This is a genomic window from Cellvibrio sp. QJXJ (assembly GCF_024452345.1).
GTDB lineage: Bacteria > Pseudomonadota > Gammaproteobacteria > Pseudomonadales > Cellvibrionaceae > Cellvibrio.
Window position 1 is genome coordinate 196,208 of the sequence record NZ_CP101662.1, and the last position, 17,446, is coordinate 213,653.

Genomic DNA, 17,446 nt, shown 5'->3' on the forward strand with positions numbered 1-17,446 from the left:
GATTCTAATTATTTTTTTACAAAAAAAGTAAAATTTACAACCATGGTTTTTTGGTGAAATTTATATTTTTTATTATGTTATTTAACGTACATTCAGATTCAAAAAATTAACTTAAAATCGAAAAGGCGCTTGATTTAAAAGAGTGATTGAAAAGCATGATATGGAAGGGGAGGTGGGAATTTCGCTCTATATTTCAACTGAATCGCATCAGCTCAAGCAGGCGCGCAATTCGCTCATTGGAAAGCTGACGATAATCCGGGTAAGGTGCAACAATCACGCGCTGTTCTTTATTAATCGCAAAATAAGCATCCAGCCAAACCAGTGGTGGCAATGCTAACTGTGCCGCGTAGGTTTTACCGGCAATGATATGGATGGAGTTTCCATCCGATTCAAACTGCGGTGCACTAAACAACAGTGCCTCTTGTGAGTGTGCCTGAAATAATTCAAGGTCACGATAAGCTTGCCAGGTATCGGGTAAATTTTTCTGTTGCTGCAACTGGTACCAATCAAACAGTAGCTTGGCGTAAACATTAAACACCTTGCGCCAGTGGTTGCTGGTGTTTTTTACAATATGTGTAAGCTCGCCCATCGCCAAGCCACGCAATTCATCCATTACCGGATAATCATCAATCGGTGGGCGATTGGCGATATAAAATTTAATGCTGCTGTGGTGCGATCCAAGTCCAATCATTTTCATAGGTGGTTATTTAACCGGCTGCGTATTGTTTTTACGCAACGCTTAATAAGAAGAGTTCGGTGTGCTGTCGGGATTAATTTCACCATACACTTCTTCTGGGTCTATCTCATTAATGAGTAAAGTCTCTCGCACCGTTTGAATATGGTCGAGCACGGTTTGGTATCTATCACCGTATTCGTACTTGTTCACCTCTATAGCTTTTGGCATATAACAAAAGGCAATTTTTAACGCTTGAATCAGCTCGTCATTTGTTTGATTGGTCATGGCGTTTTCCTTGTGCGGGTAGGTTGCCGGTGAGGAACGAACCGCAACAGCGAATTGTCGGGTTGGAAAAACAATAAATTATTTTTCGTTTGGTAGGTTGGGTAGATATGCTCGGCAGGGGGAGAGTGTGATGCTGGATATTATTTCTCGTTCTAACCACTACCATTCTCTAAATTTGCTAATTAATAATTTAATCCATAAAAAATATTCTTCATTACTTGATGGAATTGTTAGACAATTTTTTTCTAAATATATTTTATAAGACTCAATACTTTGTAAGTCCTCGTCACTTGGTTCGAAAATGCATAGTTGTAGCTTAATTTCTCCAGTGTATGGTTCCAAAGATATTTTATCTAAAGCTGGATGGTTATTTTTTGATGCGCTGCTCACTGCTATATCAAGGCTTTCGGGAAATTGGCAGACATACTTGTCAGTCGCAGCTAAAAAAAGTTCAATAATGTCTATAAACTCTTCGGTTTCTACTTCTGTTGGTATGTAATAGTCGTGTTCTACGGCATTTCTTATCTTGTTTATAGATTTAAGAATTTTTGGTGTCAGTACTCCACATTTTTCACAATATTCAAGATGATCATGGAAGTTGACATTGTTTTTAGATTTTCTAGATTTGAAACCAAAGGCTTTAGATATTGTTTCGACTTGAAGGTGAAGCGCTCTTTTAGCGTTAGATATCGCGTTTATAAATGTCCTCTCAGATTTTTCAATCTCAAGATCCTTTTTTGAAAAGGATAGGTATTTCGCAGGATCGATGAATGACTCGTATTCGATCTTCACCCAGCTAGCAGAATCACCAATTGTATACTCATCATGGCTTAAAGGTTTTGGAATCATCTGCTTTCCTCTAATTGTGATGCGGCGGGTTGCTCCGCGAACCTGCCCTACAAATCCAATTTACTCGGTAATCCCCGGCTCATAAGCCAACACCGGGCTCATCCACCGCTCAATCTCCTGCACACTAACCCCCTTGCGCTGCGCCAAACTCTCCACCTGATCTTTCTCAATCTTCCCTGTATTAAAATACTCTGCTTGCGGATGCGCAAAGTACCAGCCGGAAACGGCAGCGGTCGGCAACATCGCGAAATGCTCAGTCAGGGTAATACCAGTATTTTTCTCGCCATCCAGCAATGCGAACAACTGTGTTTTTTCAGTGTGATCCGGACAGGCTGGATAACCGGGAGCAGGGCGGATGCCTTTGTATTGTTCTTTGATTAAATCTTCATTCGACAGATTTTCATCGCGGTCGTAGCCCCAAAATTCTTTGCGCACGCGTTGATGCATGTGTTCTGCAAAGGCTTCAGCCAAACGGTCGGCGAGGGCTTTTACCATGATGCTGTTGTAGTCGTCGCCCGCGTCCTGGTATTGCTTGGCGAGTTCTTCTGCGCCTATGCCGGTAGTGACCGCAAAGCCGCCGATGTAATCCTGTTTGCCGGTTTCTTTCGGTGCAACAAAATCCGCGAGTGAATAATGCGGGCGCGATTCCATGCCTTGTTTTAAATGTTGCTGGCGGATGTGGTGCAAAGTATTGATTTGCTTTCCATCCGCATCATATACGGCGATGTCATCGCTGTTGACCGTATTCGCTGGCCAGAAGCCAATCACGCCGTTGGCGCGAATCAGCTTTTCATCGATCAATTTACGCAGCATCTGTTGTGCATCGGCAAATAAATTGCGTGCAGCTTCGCCGACGATTTCATCCTCCAGAATTTTTGGATATTTTCCGGCGAGATCCCAGCTGATAAAGAAAGGAGTCCAGTCGATAAAATCAACCAGCGTATTTAAATCATAATCTTCAAATACTTTTACGCCGGTAAATGCGGGCGCTGGTGGGGTGTAATTATCCCAATCCAGTTTTAAACCTTTGACGATAGCTTCGGGGTAGGAGCGCACCGTGCCGCGTGGTTTGCGGTTGGCGTTGCGCTCGCGTACATCTATATATTCTTGTTTAAGATCCGCTACAAATTTGGGGCGCAATTCGTCGGACAGTAATGTGCTGGCCACACCTACAGCGCGTGAGGCATCCGCAACGTAGACCACTTGATTGAGTTTGAACACCGGATCAATTTTTACCGCGGTATGCGCTTTGGAGGTGGTTGCGCCGCCGATCATCAGCGGCTTATTAATACCTCGGCGTTCCATTTCGCGGCCGACAAATACCATTTCATCCAGCGATGGCGTGATCAAACCCGAGAGGCCAATAATGTCGCAGTTTTGTTCGATGGCGGTGTCGATAATTTTATCGCAGGGCACCATTACTCCAAGGTCAACCACTTCAAAGTTATTGCATTGCAATACCACACCGACAATATTTTTGCCGATGTCGTGTACATCGCCTTTTACGGTGGCCATCAGGATTTTGCCGTTGGGTTTTGAAGCTTCGGTTTTTTCTGCTTCGATAAACGGCTGCAAATAAGCAACAGATTGCTTCATAACGCGCGCAGATTTCACCACTTGTGGTAAAAACATTTTACCGGCGCCGAATAAATCGCCGACCACATTCATGCCGTCCATCAGCGGGCCTTCGATTACATCGAGTGGGCGAGGATAGTGTTGGCGCGCTTCTTCGGTGTCTTCAACGATATGGGTCGAAATACCTTTTACGAGTGAGTGCTCGATACGTTTTGCAATCGGCAGTGAGCGCCATTCGGCGTCTTCTTTTACGTCGCCAGTAGAACCATCACCGCGATATTTTTCAGCGATATCGAGCAATGCTTCGGTGCCGCCGCTGTGACGGTTGAGGATTACATCTTCAACTTTGTCTTTTAATTCTTGCGGTAAATCGTCATACACCGCCAATTGGCTGGCGTTAACGATGCCCATATTCATACCCGCTTTAATCGCGTGGTACAAAAATACTGAGTGGATAGCTTCACGCACCGGGTTGTTGCCACGGAACGAGAAGGAAACGTTGGACACACCACCGCTTACGCCCGCGTGAGGCAGGTTGGTGCGAATCCAGCGTGTGGCTTCAATAAAATCTACCGCGTAATTGTTGTGTTCTTCAATACCGGTGGCGACCGCAAAAATGTTTGGATCGAAAATAATATCTTCGGGCGGGAAATCCAGTTTATCCACCAATGTGCGATAAGAGCGCTCACAAATTTCTTTTTTGCGCGCCATGGTATCGGCCTGGCCGGTTTCATCAAATGCCATTACGACTACAGCAGCACCGTAGCGCATGCAGAGTTTGGCTTTCTGTAAAAACTCTTCTTCGCCTTCTTTCAAACTGATGGAGTTTACAATCGGTTTGCCTTGAATACATTTCAAACCGGCTTCGATAACATCCCATTTGGACGAGTCCACCATAATCGGTACACGGGCGATATCCGGTTCGCCAGCAATTAAATTCAAAAAGCGCACCATGGCTTTTTCAGCATCGAGCATGCCTTCGTCCATATTGATGTCGATTACTTGCGCACCGTTTTCCACTTGCTCCAGCGCCACTTCGAGTGCGGTGGAATAATCTTCTTCCACAATTAATTTTTTGAAGCGTGCAGAACCGGTAACGTTACAGCGTTCGCCGACGTTTACGAATAACGAATCTTTAGTGATGTTGAAGGGTTCTAAACCGGACAGGCGACATGCAGGTTCGATTTCGGGAATTTTGCGCGGAGCATATTTGCTCATTACATCCGCAAGCGCTTTGATGTGCGCGGGCGTAGTACCGCAGCAGCCGCCGATAATATTTAGAAATCCGCTTGCGGCAAATTCTTCAACAATATCCACCATCTCTTGCGCGGTTTGGTCGTACTCACCAAATTCATTGGGCAAACCGGCGTTGGGGTGCGCGCTCACAAAGCAATTAGCAACGCGTGACAATTCTTGTACGTACTGACGCAATTCTTTTGCGCCCAGCGCACAGTTCAAACCCATGCTGAGTGGGCGTGCATGGGCGAGTGAGTTGTAAAAGGCTTCTGTCGTTTGGCCGGAAAGGGTGCGGCCGGAGGCATCGGTAATGGTGCCGGAAATCATAATCGGTAATTCAAAACCGACATTGTCAAAATATTGTTTTACCGCGAACACCGCGGCTTTAGCGTTGAGCGTATCGAAAATAGTTTCGATCAAAATAATATCGGCGCCGCCTTTTACTAGGCCATCCATGGATTCCAGATAATTTTCGACGAGCTGATCAAATGTTACGTTGCGCGCGCCGGGATCATTTACATCCGGCGAAATTGAACAGGTGCGACTGGTCGGCCCGAGCACCCCGGCAACAAAACGCGGCTTGGCCGGATTCTGCGCGGTCATTTCATCACACAGTTCTCGCGCCAACCGCGCAGAGGCGAAATTGAGTTCGTGGCTCAGGTCTTCCATGTCGTAATCGGCCATGGAAATGCGTGTGGAGTTAAAGGTATTGGTTTCCAGAATATCCGCACCGGCCTCAAGGTAAGCACGCTGGATCTCGCGGATCACTTCCGGTTTGGTAATGCTGAGCAAATCGTTATTGCCGGCGATATCCATGTGGTAATCGGCAAAACGCGCGCCGCGATAATCCGCCTCCTGCAGCTTATAGCTTTGGATCATGGTGCCCATGCCGCCATCCAGAATCAGGATGCGTTCTTTAATGGCGGTGTGCAGTGAGTCAATGCGGGCTTGCAGGGCGGCTGGTGCAGTCATGGGAAACCTGTCTGTCATGTGAAACCTTTCGCTAAAAGGCTTGAATAGAATAAGAATTGCTGAAGCAATATCAAAAAAGATTGATATAGAAAATTGGCGCGAATTCTAGCAGAAAAGCAGCCAAAGGGCGCCCGTTTTGGCCTGCTTCTGTGCGGCATTAGGGGGTGTTGTAGGGTTTGGCTATGGCGCTGATAAAAATTTAGCGGCTTCTTTTCAGGCTTGGCTAGTGCCTGTGCCGCGACTTTGCAGTAGAATACCTGAGTAATTTAATCGGGTATTATTTGTCCTTTTATATACGTTTAAGCGTATGTAGTGGTGACTCCCACAGATTCTGTAGAAAGGTTTATATGGTTAACGTCGATATCACCGAATCCGCTCAAGACTACTTGAAAGAACTGCTCGACAAGCAAAAAGACAACGACGGCATAGGCATTCGTATGTTTGTGGCCAACCCGGGTACACCCAATGCGGAAACCTGCATTGCTTATTGTCGCCCCGGCGAGGAAAAAGAAGGTGATGTGATTGTGCCGCTTAAGGGTTTTAACGCTCACTTTGAAGAGCGCAGCTTGCCATTTTTGGAAGATGCCAAGGTGGACTACTCCCCTGATCGCATGGGTGGCCAGCTCACTATTCGTGCTCCCAATTCCAAAATGCCGCGTGTTACCGACGATAGCCCGCTGGAAGACCGTATCAACTACGTGCTTTACAACGATGTAAACCCCAGTCTCGCTTCCCACGGCGGCAACGTGAGTTTGGTGGAAATCACTGAAGATATGATTGCCGTATTAAAGTTTGGTGGCGGTTGTCAGGGTTGTGGCTCAGTGGCAATTACCCTCAAGCAGGGCATTGAAGTGCAGTTGATGGACAAGTTGCCCGAGTTGAAAGGCATTCGCGATGTGACTGACCATACGGATCGCTCCAACGCGTATATGTAATTTATTGCGTATTGTTAAGGGCATAAAAAATCCCGCTGCGGTGTTCCGGAGCGGGATTTTTTTATTCTCTGTGTAATTGATTTATTAGCGATTAAATTTCTTCTCGCCACGGCTTTTGCGCGGAGTAACTGGCGAGTTGTTGTTGGAGATACTCGTCGGGTAGATCCAGCTCTTGCGCATCCTTCAATGCTTGTTTCTGCCATTTAATCGCTTTTCGGAAATCGCCATTTTCGGCGGCGACAGCGGCATGGGTTCGTAAATAGGTTTGGCGATCCAGATGGTTTTTAGCAATTTGGGATAGGTACTGGTTTGCCAGTTTTCCATCGCGGCGCTTGGTGTTAGGGTGGGTTGCGAGTATCCATGCATAGCGTAATTTTGCAGAAGGGCTAGTGGTCGCGGAGCGTGTTAGCCAATAAAAAGCTTTATCTTCATTTTTTTCAAAGCGAGCTCCGCTGAAGGACTCTATTGCTAGCATATATTGCGCATCCACAACGCCGGATTTAGCTGCTTTTAACAACCATCCCATACTTTGCGCTGAGTCTTGGGTGCACATATTGCCATAGAGAATATTGCGTCCGAGGAAGTAGCTCGCTACACCATTGCCTTGATTGGCGGCCTCCACATACCATTTATTGGGGTTGTCATCAATTTTGTAGTCGCTGGCGAAAGAGGGAAGTAGCTCTAAAAAATACGCGTAACCCAATTTGTCTTTATCACTTCCAGATTCTGCTTTTTCACGCATATCGACGATAGTTTTATCGAGTTTACTTTTGCTATAGCTATTCCCTTGTATTTCAAATGTAAAACGCATGCGCATGCCATTAACATCCACCGGTTTTCCATTCACTTTCATGGGCTCAAATTGAAATTGACGCAAGGCAGTGATTGCTGCTTTTGTAAATGACGTTGAAACGGAATAAGTTGGTGTGTGGTCGCGGGTAAAACCATGTTTGTCGATGGTAAAAACCATGTCCACAAAACCAGAGGCACGTTGTTGGAGCATGGCATCCGGGTATCTGGGCGGAACCCGTTTGATCGCACGCTGGCTTTTCACGTCAAGCGAAGTACCAGAAAATGCCGGTGTTAATTTTTCTTCGATAGCAGCGTCGCCATACTCTGCTAATAGTTTTTGAAATTCTTCTTTGGCAATTTTTTGCTCGGCATCTGTCATTTTTGCCAGAATTTTATTATGCAACGCCGTGTCGGTTGCGGGCTCATTTTGCGCGGCGAGTGCCATCCATGCATATGACAGGGTAATATTTTTGGGCTGGTATTCACCACGGTAATACATAACTCCAATATTATTTTGCGCATCGTGATCACCATAGCGCGCAGCTTCATAAAATTCCTTGTAAGCACTTTCAAAATTGCCGGCATTGTAATAATTCATGCCAAGCTCAAAATCGGCATGGATGAAATGGCTCCAAAAGGCGAGTGTTACTGCAACCATCAGTTTGATTTTATTTGAGATAAGCATATAAGCCTCCTTGCTGTTATTTTGTTATGAATTCGATATGTTCTATGTAAATAGGTTGGTGTGAGCTGCTAAGGCGCAACCTATCAACCTTGCGCTCAAGTGATGAGTCAATTGTTTCGTCATTTAGTTGAACACTCAAGTAACGTTGGTTATCCCACGACAGCGTAAGGCGATGAGTGCTATTCCAGAGAGTTTCTTTCTCAAAATAGCGGATCTTTTCTATGGAGTTATTAAATGTGCTGAGAGAAGCCAGATGACCAACAGTGCAATTTTCATTGGTCAAACTAATACGTGCAATGGGGGGATTTGTACGTTCGGATTTGCCTTTAAATAACTGTATTTCTGCAGTGGCGTATTGGGGCAGGCTGAAAGTAATGATGGCACTGCCTTGCTCTCCAGGTAATGCTGTTTCCCAACCCGAAGTGTGGATAGGCGTGGTTATGTTTGTGGTTTTTGGAGAGGAGGTTGTGCAGGCGAGCAGTTGCAGGAAAATTGCACCTAGCACGAGCGATTTGAGTAGCGTTCTTGGCATAGTTAGTCCCTGTTTTTATTAGCGAGCATGCGATCATACTCCCCCGTCTCCTTGAGCATCAACAGCCCTTTGTCCAACTCTTGTGCCATCCACCGTGCCCTGGGGCTTTTGTGTGAGAAGGCGACGTATACATCGCCCTCGTGATTTAAAAAACGTTTATCAAACACGCTGCTTTTGAGTTGCATTTGTCGCATGGCAAATTCGGCTTCGCGTTCAAACATGATTCCTGCATCGATACGCCCTTGTTTTAGCATGCGAATAATTTGCGACTGTTGGGATACTCGTATCTCGTTAAACCGGTGGCGATGAATTTCGTAATCATCCCCGTATTCATAGTCGCGGATTACGCCAACGCGAAAATTATCCGGCAGATCATTAAAAGATTTGATGTTGCTGTGAGTGCCTGCCATAAAAAACCAATAAGCCTTGACGCTGAGTAGCGGCACCTCACCAAAAATATATTTGTTTTCGGTGGTGGCTTGGCGACTTACGTTAAAACCGCCATCAATTTTACCGGAGGCCAAATCGTGCAGGACGCGCGCATAGGGCAGTACCTGGAAGCTGAGTACTACTCCACGATTGGCAAAGGCGGCTTTGATGAGATCGGTAGAAATGCCTTGCCCCTGTTCATCGCTATAAGGTGGCCAGGAATTTTCGGCGCCGAGGCGTAGGTGTACACCATCCACGGATGCGGCTGCACCCGCTGCCTCTGTCACCGGGGCCTTTTGTTCCGCATTGCTCCCGCTGCTCGCCGCGACCAATAACGCGGTCAGGCAATACAACACGAGCAAGACGGGGCGAGAGGGGACGTGCATGGGTTAATAGCTCCAATATTGGTGCATATTGTAATATAGATAATGAAGATTAATCGCTTTTAGTTATATGTCAATAAGTCAAATGACCTCCCTCCTGAGTGGCGTGTAAAAAAGCCGTAATAAGTAAAATTAACAAAAAGAAACAAGAATTATTATCATTGTTATCGATAATGATTCTCGTTAGTATGCGCGAGCGCTAGGCGCTCCGTTTATTTCTATTACAAGGGCTTGTCATGACCATCGGAAAATCTACTCACTTACCTATAGTGTCCAAAAAGCACGTGAAGGCGTTACAGCTTGGGGCAACGGCACTGTCTTCTGCATTGCTGCTGGCTTCGTCTGGGGTTGTGGCGCAAGAGGCAGCAAAAACAACCAAGAAGTTGAATACCGTAAGAGTTGAAGCAGAGGCGATAGAGAGCTACAAAGCCGAGCAGGTAAGCTCGCCCAAATTCACCCAGCCATTGGTGGATACCCCGCAAACCATCGCGGTAGTAAAAAAGGAATTGTTCCAGCAACAGGCCGCGACCACCCTAAGTGAAGCACTGCGCAATACGCCCGGTATCACTATGTTGATGGGTGAAAACGGTAATACCTCTACCGGCGATTCTATTTTTATGCGCGGGTTTGATACCCAGGGCAGTATTTTTGTGGATGGTATACGCGATTTAGGTAGCATCAGCCGCGATACCTTTAATACTGAACAAGTGGAAATTGCGAAAGGCCCGGCAGGGGTGGATAACGGCCGTGGTGCAGCGTCCGGTTATGTAAACCTCAGCAGCAAGCTGGCCAATCAGGAGGATGCCATCAGCGGCAGCGTGACTGGCGGTACCAGTGATTACAAGCGTGCAACTGTCGATGTGAATAAAACCCTGTCTACGACTTCAGCGTTACGCGTTAACCTGATGAAGCAAGACGCCGGTGTTGATGGCCGTGACCAGGTTGAAAACAATGCCCAAGGTTTTGCCGCCTCTCTCGGGTTGGGGTTGGGAACCGATACTCGCACCTACATTAATGTTCTTGCAGCGGAGCAATCCGGTGTGCCGGATGGTGGTGTGCCTACTATCGGATTGGATGGTTATTACAACGCGATTTTTGCGACTGGTGTACTGGCCGGTCAAACTCCCGAACGTGTTGATACTGAAAATTTCTACGGCTCCACCAATGACTTTAACGATGTCAAAGCCAGTATGGTGACAGTGCGCATCGAACAGGATTTGGCCGAGGGTGTTACCTTGCGCAATACCTCGCGCTATGGTCGAACCAATCAGGATCAACTCTTGACGGGGGTGAATGCGGTCACTTTTACAACCCCGAGTGAGCCAGCGTCCTGGACAATTTCCCGCTCGCGTCAGGGTAAGGATCAAACTAACCAGATCCTCACCAATCAGACTAATTTGTCTGCCTCATTTGAGGCGGGTGGTATCAAACACGATTTGGTATCCGGTGTTGAATTCACCTATGAGAGTCAGCTGAACTACACCTTGGGCCTTCCATTTACCGCTTCGACTTCATCGACCACTGTGCAGCAGGCTAATGCCAACCTCTACAATCCAAGCACGGGCGATGTGTTCCAGCCGGTGTTGCGCACCGGTGCTAAAACCGATGGTGAAACCACTACCTACGCCTTCTATGCGCAGGACACAGTGACGCTGAATGATCAATGGGAGTTAAGCGCCGGTGTTCGCGCAGATCGCTTCCATACCAAGACTGACGTTATCACCCGTCAGGCGGCAGTGACTGCACCAGCGGTGCAAACTGTTCCAGTGGGTACATTGCTTGCGAGCGATGCGCATCTCACCGATGAATTGTTTGGCTGGAAATTGGGTGGCGTGTATAAGCCCGCGGCTAATGGCTCTGTGTATGTCAGCTACGCCACGTCCGAGTTGCCACCGGGTGGAGCGAACTTTGCGCTCAACACTACCAATGCTGCGAACAACATTAATAACCCTAATCTCGATCCACAAAAGGGTACTAACGCCGAGCTGGGCACTAAATGGAATGTGCTGGATAACAAACTGTTCCTGACGGCAGCCCTGTTCCGCAGTACCAATGAAAACGAAATCGCCACTAACCCCGACGGCTCTTCCGTTGCTTTGGGTGAAAAGCAAGTGGAAGGTGTGGAGTTTGGTGCGGTGGGTTCATTGACCGACAAGTGGCAAATCAGCGCTGGTCTTGCGTTTATGGACAACGAAATCACGCGCGGTAACCGCACGGTGGATAACCCGAATACCCCGGCCAATGAAGCCTCTGGCAATAACGAGGGTGGTGCTATCCAATGGTCGCCAAAAACTACATTTACCCTCTGGAACAGCTATACCTTTGACAGCGGCTTGTTGATTGGTGGCGGTGCACGCTACGTGGATACTATGGTCAGCTCCAGTGTGGTGAATACAACTGCCCTGAGCACCCGCTCTATGTACGAATTTGGTGATTATTGGGTGTTTGATGCTATGGCGTCCTATCCGATTAACCAAAACCTGAGTGTGCAACTTAATCTGCTCAATATTACCGATGAGGATTATGTGGCCAGCCTGAATAATGGTGGTTCACGCTATTATCCTGGGGCGCCTTTGTCGGCACGGTTGGGTGTGAATTTCAGCTTCTAATTAATTGTTTGGTCATTTGTAAGGGCGCGATTTATCGCGCCCTTTATTTATTGCGCGCATGCGGGGGATATGATGCTAATCCACATTCCAGAAGTATTAACCAAACAACAAGTTGCCGAGTGCCGCGCCCGCTTACAGGAAGCGCAGTGGGTGGATGGCAAAGCCACAGTAGGGCAGCAGGGGGCTCAGGTTAAACGCAATCGCCAATTGCCGGTGGATGGCCCCGTCGCGCGCGCGTTGGGCGAAATGATTTTAACGGCGCTTTACGCCAACCCACTGTTTATGTCGGCCGCGTTGCCATTGCGAATCGTGCCACCACTATTTAATGCATACGCCGGTGGCGAACATTACGGTTTTCATGTGGATGGTGCGATTCGTTTAGTGCCGGGCACTAACCTCAGCTTGCGTACCGATGTGTCATCCACCTTGTTTTTATCCGAGCCCGACGAGTACGAGGGTGGCGAGTTAATCGTGCAAGACACCTACGGCAGTCACGAAGTGAAATTGCCCGCAGGCGATTTGATTTTGTATCCCTCCACCAGCTTGCACCAGGTAGCTCCCGTCACCCAAGGTGAGCGGGTGTGCAGTTTCTTCTGGACGCAAAGCATGGTACGCGACGATTGGCAGCGTAATTTGCTGCATGAGTTGGATTGTAATATCCAGTCGCTGCGCCAAATGGTGGGTGATAGCGCCGAAATACTGGGGTTGACGGGCCATTATCACAACCTGTTGCGCCAGTGGGCTGATGTCTGAGTAATCATATTTAATTTCACTAAATAGGAATTGTTATCATTGCAAATGCAAATACTTATCGATACCATGCGCGCATTATTACTCTTTGCGTATTTTTATTGATAAGGTGGATTGCAGATGTACCCAAAAAACAACAGGGCTGGCCGTTTTTCTCTTCCGTTAACCGCATCATCAATGGTGGTGCTGGGCGCATTTATGGCATCCACCCATGCCTTTGCCCAAGCCAGCACGACAGCACAAACCGCCACACCAGCGGCACCCGTATTGCAAAAAGTTGTGGTTTCTGCAGCTGGTTTTGAACAGAAAATTACCGATGCACCCGCCAGTATTTCTGTAGTCACTGCGGAAGAATTGAGTAAACGCCCCTACACCACACTGTTGGACGCCGTGCGCGATCTGGAAGGTGTGGATATTGGCGAAACCCGCGATAAAACCGGGCAGGGCACCATCTCTATGCGGGGGATGGGCTCGGATTACACCCTGATTCTGGTGGATGGAAAACGTCAAAACAATCACGGTGATATTTACCCCAACAGTTTTGGTGGCAACCAGTTTGGCCATATGCCGCCGCTGGATGCCATCGAGCGTATCGAAGTGATTCGCGGCCCAGCCTCTACTTTGTACGGTTCGGATGCCATGGGTGGTGTGATTAACATCATCACTAAAAAAGTGACCGATAAGTGGCAGGGGTCGGTAAGCCATAGCCGTACCCAACAGACAGACGACAGCTTTGGTGAAGATATCACCACCGACTTCAACGTGATGGGGCCCCTCATTCCTGGCAAATTGGGTCTGGCTGTTCGTGGCAGTTCTTACAACCGTTTGGCTTCAAACCCCACCTATGCGGATATCGTTTACCCCAATGGTGAAGTGCGTAATCGCCCCTTGGGTTTCGGTGGCGGCGGTAAAACCGTGGATAACGAAAACGAAGTCCTGGGGGCGCGTCTTTCCTGGACGCCAACCGACAATCAAAGTATCGCGTTTGATATCGAAACCTCGCAGCAGCAATACGATAACTCCCCGCGCATCAATGACTCCGGCGTACAGGAATATCCGGTGGGTACGGTGGATGGAATCGACAGTATTTGGAGTGCGGCCAATTACTGTAAAGACGCAGCAGGCACCCGCGAAAATGTGTGTGTTGCCAATGGGGGCACTTGGTCGCGCCGCGCCAACCCGCGTGTCGGCTACAGCGCCATCCAGGAATTCACCCGCGACACCTGGTCGTTAACCCACGAAGGAAAATGGGATATCGGCAATAGCTTTGTGTCCCTGGCGTATGTGGATACTAATAACGAAGGCCGCACCTTGCCGTTCACCGTGGCTGAACGTGAACAACTATTGGCGATGTTCGACGGTACTGGCGCTTATGCCGGGATGAGTGAAGCCGAACGGAAAGCACTGGCGGCTAGCACTTTCCTGCCGCGCGGAAAACGCACCTTATCCAGCAACCAATACACCCTGGACGCCAAACTGGACATGCCTTTTGAATTGGCTGGCCAGCAGCATGTGACCGTCGTAGGTGCCCAAGTTATTCAAGGTGAATTGGAGGACGGTGTATTTGGCATGGAAAGCGGCACGCCCGGTGGTGTGCAAGAACACAATATGTACTCCTTGTTTGCTGAAGATACCTGGTATGTCATCAGCCCCTTGGCGATTACCGCTGGTTTGCGTTATGACGATCATGAGGTGTTTGGCGATCAGGTGAGCCCACGCTTATATGGCGTATACACGCTAAGCGAACAATGGACTTTTAAAGGTGGCGTGAGCACTGGTTTTAAAACCCCGAAAACCACCCAGTTGTATGATGGTGTGGTTGGTTTTGGCGGGCAGGGGACTTCACCCATGTACGGCAACCCCGATCTGAAACCCGAAACCACGACTAGCACAGAGTTTGCGGTTTATTGGCAACACGCCGCTGGCCACAATTTTAACGCGACGATTTTCCACAACGATTTTGACGATAAGTTAGCCTCCCAACCCTGCGGTGCTACCACCAATATTAGCTGTGCAGAAACCGGTGAGTACGCTGATTTGGGTTATGCCACCAGCAGCAAAACCGTCAATATCGATAAAGCGGTTATTCAAGGTCTGGAGTTGGCAGGGCGCATTCAACTAGTGCCCGGTTTAGCATTGCGCACCAATTACACTTACACCGATAGCGAGCAAAAAAGTGGCGTGAATAAAGGTCGCCCGGTAGGTGATAGCAGTCAAAGCCCTGCCAAACATATGGCGAATGCCACGCTGGATTGGGATGTAACGGCAGACTTAAATGTGTTCTTTACCGCGCAACTGAACTCGGATCGTTATCGCTCATGGGATGTGAATACTGATGAGGCGCTGTATTACAAGAGCTATGAAATTTTTCACTTGGGTGCATCCTTCCGCGCAAGCCCGGCAGTCACTTTTAATGCGCGTATCAACAACTTATTTGATCGTGACTTTACCGATTACGATGTTGCGTTTACTGAATGTGTTGCGGGTGATACCAACTGTATCGTCGCTGCAGGTGATGCGGACGGTTATTTGGCAACGGTGCTGGATCATTACAACAACAAAGACAAAGCGCGCAACATTTGGCTGGGTGTGAACGTCAAATTTTAATCCGTTATTCACTTCACCAGTGCCCTCGCTGCAGCGAGGGTAGGTGGTGTCTCTTTTAAAAAGATAAACCGTGAATAGCACAATTGTTGAAAGGCAAAAATAGTCAGCATGAAAAAATATGTGGGTAGTGTGCGCGAATGGCATTGGATCAGCTCGGCGATTTGTTTAATCGGCATGCTGCTATTTGCGATTACCGGCATTACGTTGAATCACGCGGCGGATATTAAAGCCACGCCAGAAATTATCACCAAAGAAGCGCAGCTGCCGGCAGAAATACTGGCTGCTATTTCTGTGCCGGACGCAGAAAAAGCACCCTTGCCAGAAACGCTGCGCGCTTGGTTGGCGGATACGCAGAAAATTGAAGTTCGCAATCAATTAGCAGAGTGGAGTGAGGACGAAATTTATCTCTCGCTACCGCGCCCCGGTGGTGATGCTTGGTTGAGTATGGATTTAACCAGCGGTGAATTGTTGTATGAACTTACTGATCGCGGCTGGGTTTCCTATTTCAACGATTTACACAAAGGCCGTAATACGCCGGTGATATGGAGTTGGTTTCTCGATTTTTTCGCAATTGCCTGCATTATTTTTTGTATAACCGGTTTGCTGTTGTTAAAACGCTACGCGAGTGGTCGGCCCGCAACCTGGCCGATGGTTGGTTTAGGTTTGGTAGCACCTTGGGTGCTGATTTTATTATTTATCCATTAAAAATGATGTGAAGTGAGGGAGTTAATTATGCGTTTGCGTTATGCACTAAGTTCGCTGTTGTCAGTAGCCAGTATTTCCTCCGCCATGGCCTCAGATTTAAATGTGTCGGTAGAGATTCCCGCACTCGACGTTGCCGAGTATCACAAACCCTATGTGGCGCTTTGGTTGGAAAATGAAAAAGGCGAGAGCACTAATTTGGCGGTGTGGTATCAGTTGGAATCGCGCGGTGAAAAAAGTGATAAGGGTGAAGAGTGGCTTAAAGATATGCGCCAGTGGTGGCGTCGTATTGGTCGCGATACCGATATGCCCGTTGATGGTGTCAGTGGCGCAACCCGCGCGCCGGGAAAACATTCAGTGACTTTTACTGAAGGCAGCGCACCTCTGGGTAAATTAAAACCCGGTAATTATGTGCTTATGGTGGAGGCAGCGCGTGAAGTGGGTGGTCGTGAGTTGGTAAAAGTGCCTTTCACTTGGCCTATTGCTGGCGTGCAAACCGCTGCCGGAAAAAAAGAATTGGGTGAAGTAAAAATCACGCCTTAACTCTGAGTGTTTTTGTTTCAGAGACTTTATTAACTGGATTTTTTAAGAGGAACAATGATGAATCGTTTACTAAAAACCACGCTCTGTACTGCACTCGTTCTTTGCTTGCCGTTAACAGCACAAGCCCATCGCGCGTGGCTATTACCAAGCGCTACTGTGCTTTCCAGTGACGATGCCTGGGTGAGTATTGATGCTGCGGTATCCAACGATATTTTTCATGCCGATCACGCACCTATGCGTGCAGAAGGTGTTGTGGTTACTGCACCAGATGGCGCCACACTGCAAGTACAAAATGCGATGACCGGAAAATACCGCAGCACGTTTGATGTGCAATTACCGCAAAAAGGTACTTATAAAATTGCAGTGGCATCCAGCGGTTTAATGGCGCGTTGGGAAACAGAAACCGGTGAGCGCAAAATGTGGCCAGGTCGTGGTGAGCGCGCTAATCCCGCCGATTTTGACAAAATGGTGCCTAAAAAAGCCAAGAACTTGGAAGTGTCGCAATTCTCGCGGCGCATGGAAACTTTTGTTACCGCCGGCTCACCAACTGAGTCAGTATTAAAAGCGACCAAGCAAGGTTTGGAATTGGTGCCAGTAACCCACCCGAATGATTTGTTTGCTGGTGAAGTGGCGACCTTTCAATTTCAAATGGATGGCAAACCCGTTGCCGGTGTAAAAGTCACTATCATCCCCGGCGGTATGCGTTACCGTAACGATCAAGCCGCCATTGAAGTGGAGTCAGATAAAAAAGGTAATATTTCTATCACCTGGCCGCAGGCAGGAATGTATTGGTTAAGTGCCAATTATCGCGATGATAAAGCCAAAAAACCTGCTACCGTTCGCGCTGGTAGTTATGTTGCCACCTTTGAAGTATTGCCGGAATAAG

General features: G+C 47.9%; 14 protein-coding genes. 7 read left to right on the plus strand and 7 right to left on the minus strand.

The features are described 5' to 3' along the window. Positions 1 to 193: 193 nt before the first annotated feature. The 4 genes from NNX04_RS00745 to metH all read right to left on the minus strand — a co-directional run bounded on the left by NNX04_RS00745 (position 194) and on the right by metH (position 5,593). Positions 194 to 697, minus strand: coding sequence for a DUF6942 family protein (locus NNX04_RS00745; RefSeq protein WP_007642252.1), 504 nt, complete (start codon positions 695 to 697; stop codon positions 194 to 196). 42 nt (positions 698 to 739) lie between these two features. Continuing rightward, entirely contained in the window at positions 740 to 961 is a 222-nt protein-coding gene (locus NNX04_RS00750) for a hypothetical protein (protein WP_007642249.1), read from the minus strand. A gap of 159 nt (positions 962 to 1,120) precedes the next feature. Then, complete coding sequence (locus NNX04_RS00755) at positions 1,121 to 1,810, minus strand: hypothetical protein (protein ID WP_007642246.1); 690 nt, start codon at positions 1,808 to 1,810, stop codon at positions 1,121 to 1,123. Between the two features lie 60 nt (positions 1,811 to 1,870). Continuing rightward, positions 1,871 to 5,593 (minus strand): methionine synthase, encoded by a 3,723-nt coding sequence (metH, locus tag NNX04_RS00760; RefSeq protein WP_261948384.1) that lies wholly within the window; start codon positions 5,591 to 5,593, stop codon positions 1,871 to 1,873. Between the two features lie 347 nt (positions 5,594 to 5,940). On the opposite strand from metH, the gene nfuA reads away from it, so the two are divergent. Next, on the plus strand, positions 5,941 to 6,528 hold the full coding sequence (gene nfuA, locus NNX04_RS00765) for a Fe-S biogenesis protein NfuA (protein ID WP_007642242.1): 588 nt from the start codon (positions 5,941 to 5,943) through the stop codon (positions 6,526 to 6,528). Positions 6,529 to 6,619: 91 nt separating this feature from the next. On the opposite strand, the gene NNX04_RS00770 is transcribed toward nfuA, so the two are convergent. Genes NNX04_RS00770 through NNX04_RS00780 form a run of 3 tightly spaced genes read right to left on the minus strand, consistent with a single transcriptional unit; the run spans position 6,620 to position 9,352 of the window. Next, positions 6,620 to 8,005 (minus strand): energy transducer TonB, encoded by a 1,386-nt coding sequence (locus NNX04_RS00770; protein ID WP_261947173.1) that lies wholly within the window; start codon positions 8,003 to 8,005, stop codon positions 6,620 to 6,622. A 16-nt stretch (positions 8,006 to 8,021) separates the two neighbouring features. Then, a complete protein-coding gene (locus NNX04_RS00775) occupies positions 8,022 to 8,537 on the minus strand; it encodes a hypothetical protein (protein WP_261947174.1) in 516 nt (171 codons plus the stop codon). A gap of 2 nt (positions 8,538 to 8,539) precedes the next feature. Next, positions 8,540 to 9,352, minus strand: coding sequence for a substrate-binding periplasmic protein (locus NNX04_RS00780; protein WP_261947175.1), 813 nt, complete (start codon positions 9,350 to 9,352; stop codon positions 8,540 to 8,542). Positions 9,353 to 9,585: 233 nt separating this feature from the next. Between NNX04_RS00780 and NNX04_RS00785 the strand changes: the two genes are divergently transcribed. The 6 genes from NNX04_RS00785 to NNX04_RS00810 all read left to right on the plus strand — a co-directional run bounded on the left by NNX04_RS00785 (position 9,586) and on the right by NNX04_RS00810 (position 17,445). Next, on the plus strand, positions 9,586 to 11,958 hold the full coding sequence (locus NNX04_RS00785) for a catecholate siderophore receptor Fiu (RefSeq protein ID WP_261947176.1): 2,373 nt from the start codon (positions 9,586 to 9,588) through the stop codon (positions 11,956 to 11,958). Between the two features lie 69 nt (positions 11,959 to 12,027). Next, on the plus strand, positions 12,028 to 12,711 hold the full coding sequence (locus NNX04_RS00790; protein WP_261947177.1) for a Fe2+-dependent dioxygenase: 684 nt from the start codon (positions 12,028 to 12,030) through the stop codon (positions 12,709 to 12,711). Between the two features lie 117 nt (positions 12,712 to 12,828). Next, positions 12,829 to 15,315, plus strand: coding sequence for a TonB-dependent receptor domain-containing protein (locus NNX04_RS00795; RefSeq protein ID WP_261947178.1), 2,487 nt, complete (start codon positions 12,829 to 12,831; stop codon positions 15,313 to 15,315). Positions 15,316 to 15,423: 108 nt separating this feature from the next. Beyond that, positions 15,424 to 16,020, plus strand: a complete 597-nt coding sequence (locus tag NNX04_RS00800; protein WP_261947179.1) for a PepSY-associated TM helix domain-containing protein — start codon at positions 15,424 to 15,426, stop codon at positions 16,018 to 16,020. Positions 16,021 to 16,047: 27 nt separating this feature from the next. Then, the gene (locus NNX04_RS00805; RefSeq protein WP_261947180.1) at positions 16,048 to 16,560 is read left to right on the plus strand and encodes a DUF2271 domain-containing protein; all 513 of its coding nucleotides are present in this window, start codon (positions 16,048 to 16,050) and stop codon (positions 16,558 to 16,560) included. A gap of 57 nt (positions 16,561 to 16,617) precedes the next feature. After that, positions 16,618 to 17,445, plus strand: a complete 828-nt coding sequence (locus tag NNX04_RS00810; protein ID WP_261947181.1) for a DUF4198 domain-containing protein — start codon at positions 16,618 to 16,620, stop codon at positions 17,443 to 17,445. The last annotated feature ends 1 nt before the right edge of the window (position 17,446 follow it).

What these genes read in the sequence shown, in the direction of transcription:
- NNX04_RS00750 (WP_007642249.1), bottom strand. Translation starts at nt 961, where the DNA reads ATGACCAATCAAACAAATGACGAGCTGATTCAAGCGTTAAAAATTGCC.
- NNX04_RS00770 (WP_261947173.1), bottom strand. Translation starts at nt 8,005, where the DNA reads ATGCTTATCTCAAATAAAATCAAACTGATGGTTGCAGTAACACTCGCC.
- metH (WP_261948384.1), bottom strand. Translation starts at nt 5,593, where the DNA reads ATGACTGCACCAGCCGCCCTGCAAGCCCGCATTGACTCACTGCACACC.
- NNX04_RS00805 (WP_261947180.1), top strand. Translation starts at nt 16,048, where the DNA reads ATGCGTTTGCGTTATGCACTAAGTTCGCTGTTGTCAGTAGCCAGTATT.
- NNX04_RS00755 (WP_007642246.1), bottom strand. Translation starts at nt 1,810, where the DNA reads ATGATTCCAAAACCTTTAAGCCATGATGAGTATACAATTGGTGATTCT.
- NNX04_RS00745 (WP_007642252.1), bottom strand. Translation starts at nt 697, where the DNA reads ATGAAAATGATTGGACTTGGATCGCACCACAGCAGCATTAAATTTTAT.
- NNX04_RS00785 (WP_261947176.1), top strand. Translation starts at nt 9,586, where the DNA reads ATGACCATCGGAAAATCTACTCACTTACCTATAGTGTCCAAAAAGCAC.
- NNX04_RS00775 (WP_261947174.1), bottom strand. Translation starts at nt 8,537, where the DNA reads ATGCCAAGAACGCTACTCAAATCGCTCGTGCTAGGTGCAATTTTCCTG.
- NNX04_RS00810 (WP_261947181.1), top strand. Translation starts at nt 16,618, where the DNA reads ATGAATCGTTTACTAAAAACCACGCTCTGTACTGCACTCGTTCTTTGC.
- NNX04_RS00800 (WP_261947179.1), top strand. Translation starts at nt 15,424, where the DNA reads ATGAAAAAATATGTGGGTAGTGTGCGCGAATGGCATTGGATCAGCTCG.
- nfuA (WP_007642242.1), top strand. Translation starts at nt 5,941, where the DNA reads ATGGTTAACGTCGATATCACCGAATCCGCTCAAGACTACTTGAAAGAA.
- NNX04_RS00780 (WP_261947175.1), bottom strand. Translation starts at nt 9,352, where the DNA reads ATGCACGTCCCCTCTCGCCCCGTCTTGCTCGTGTTGTATTGCCTGACC.
- NNX04_RS00790 (WP_261947177.1), top strand. Translation starts at nt 12,028, where the DNA reads ATGATGCTAATCCACATTCCAGAAGTATTAACCAAACAACAAGTTGCC.
- NNX04_RS00795 (WP_261947178.1), top strand. Translation starts at nt 12,829, where the DNA reads ATGTACCCAAAAAACAACAGGGCTGGCCGTTTTTCTCTTCCGTTAACC.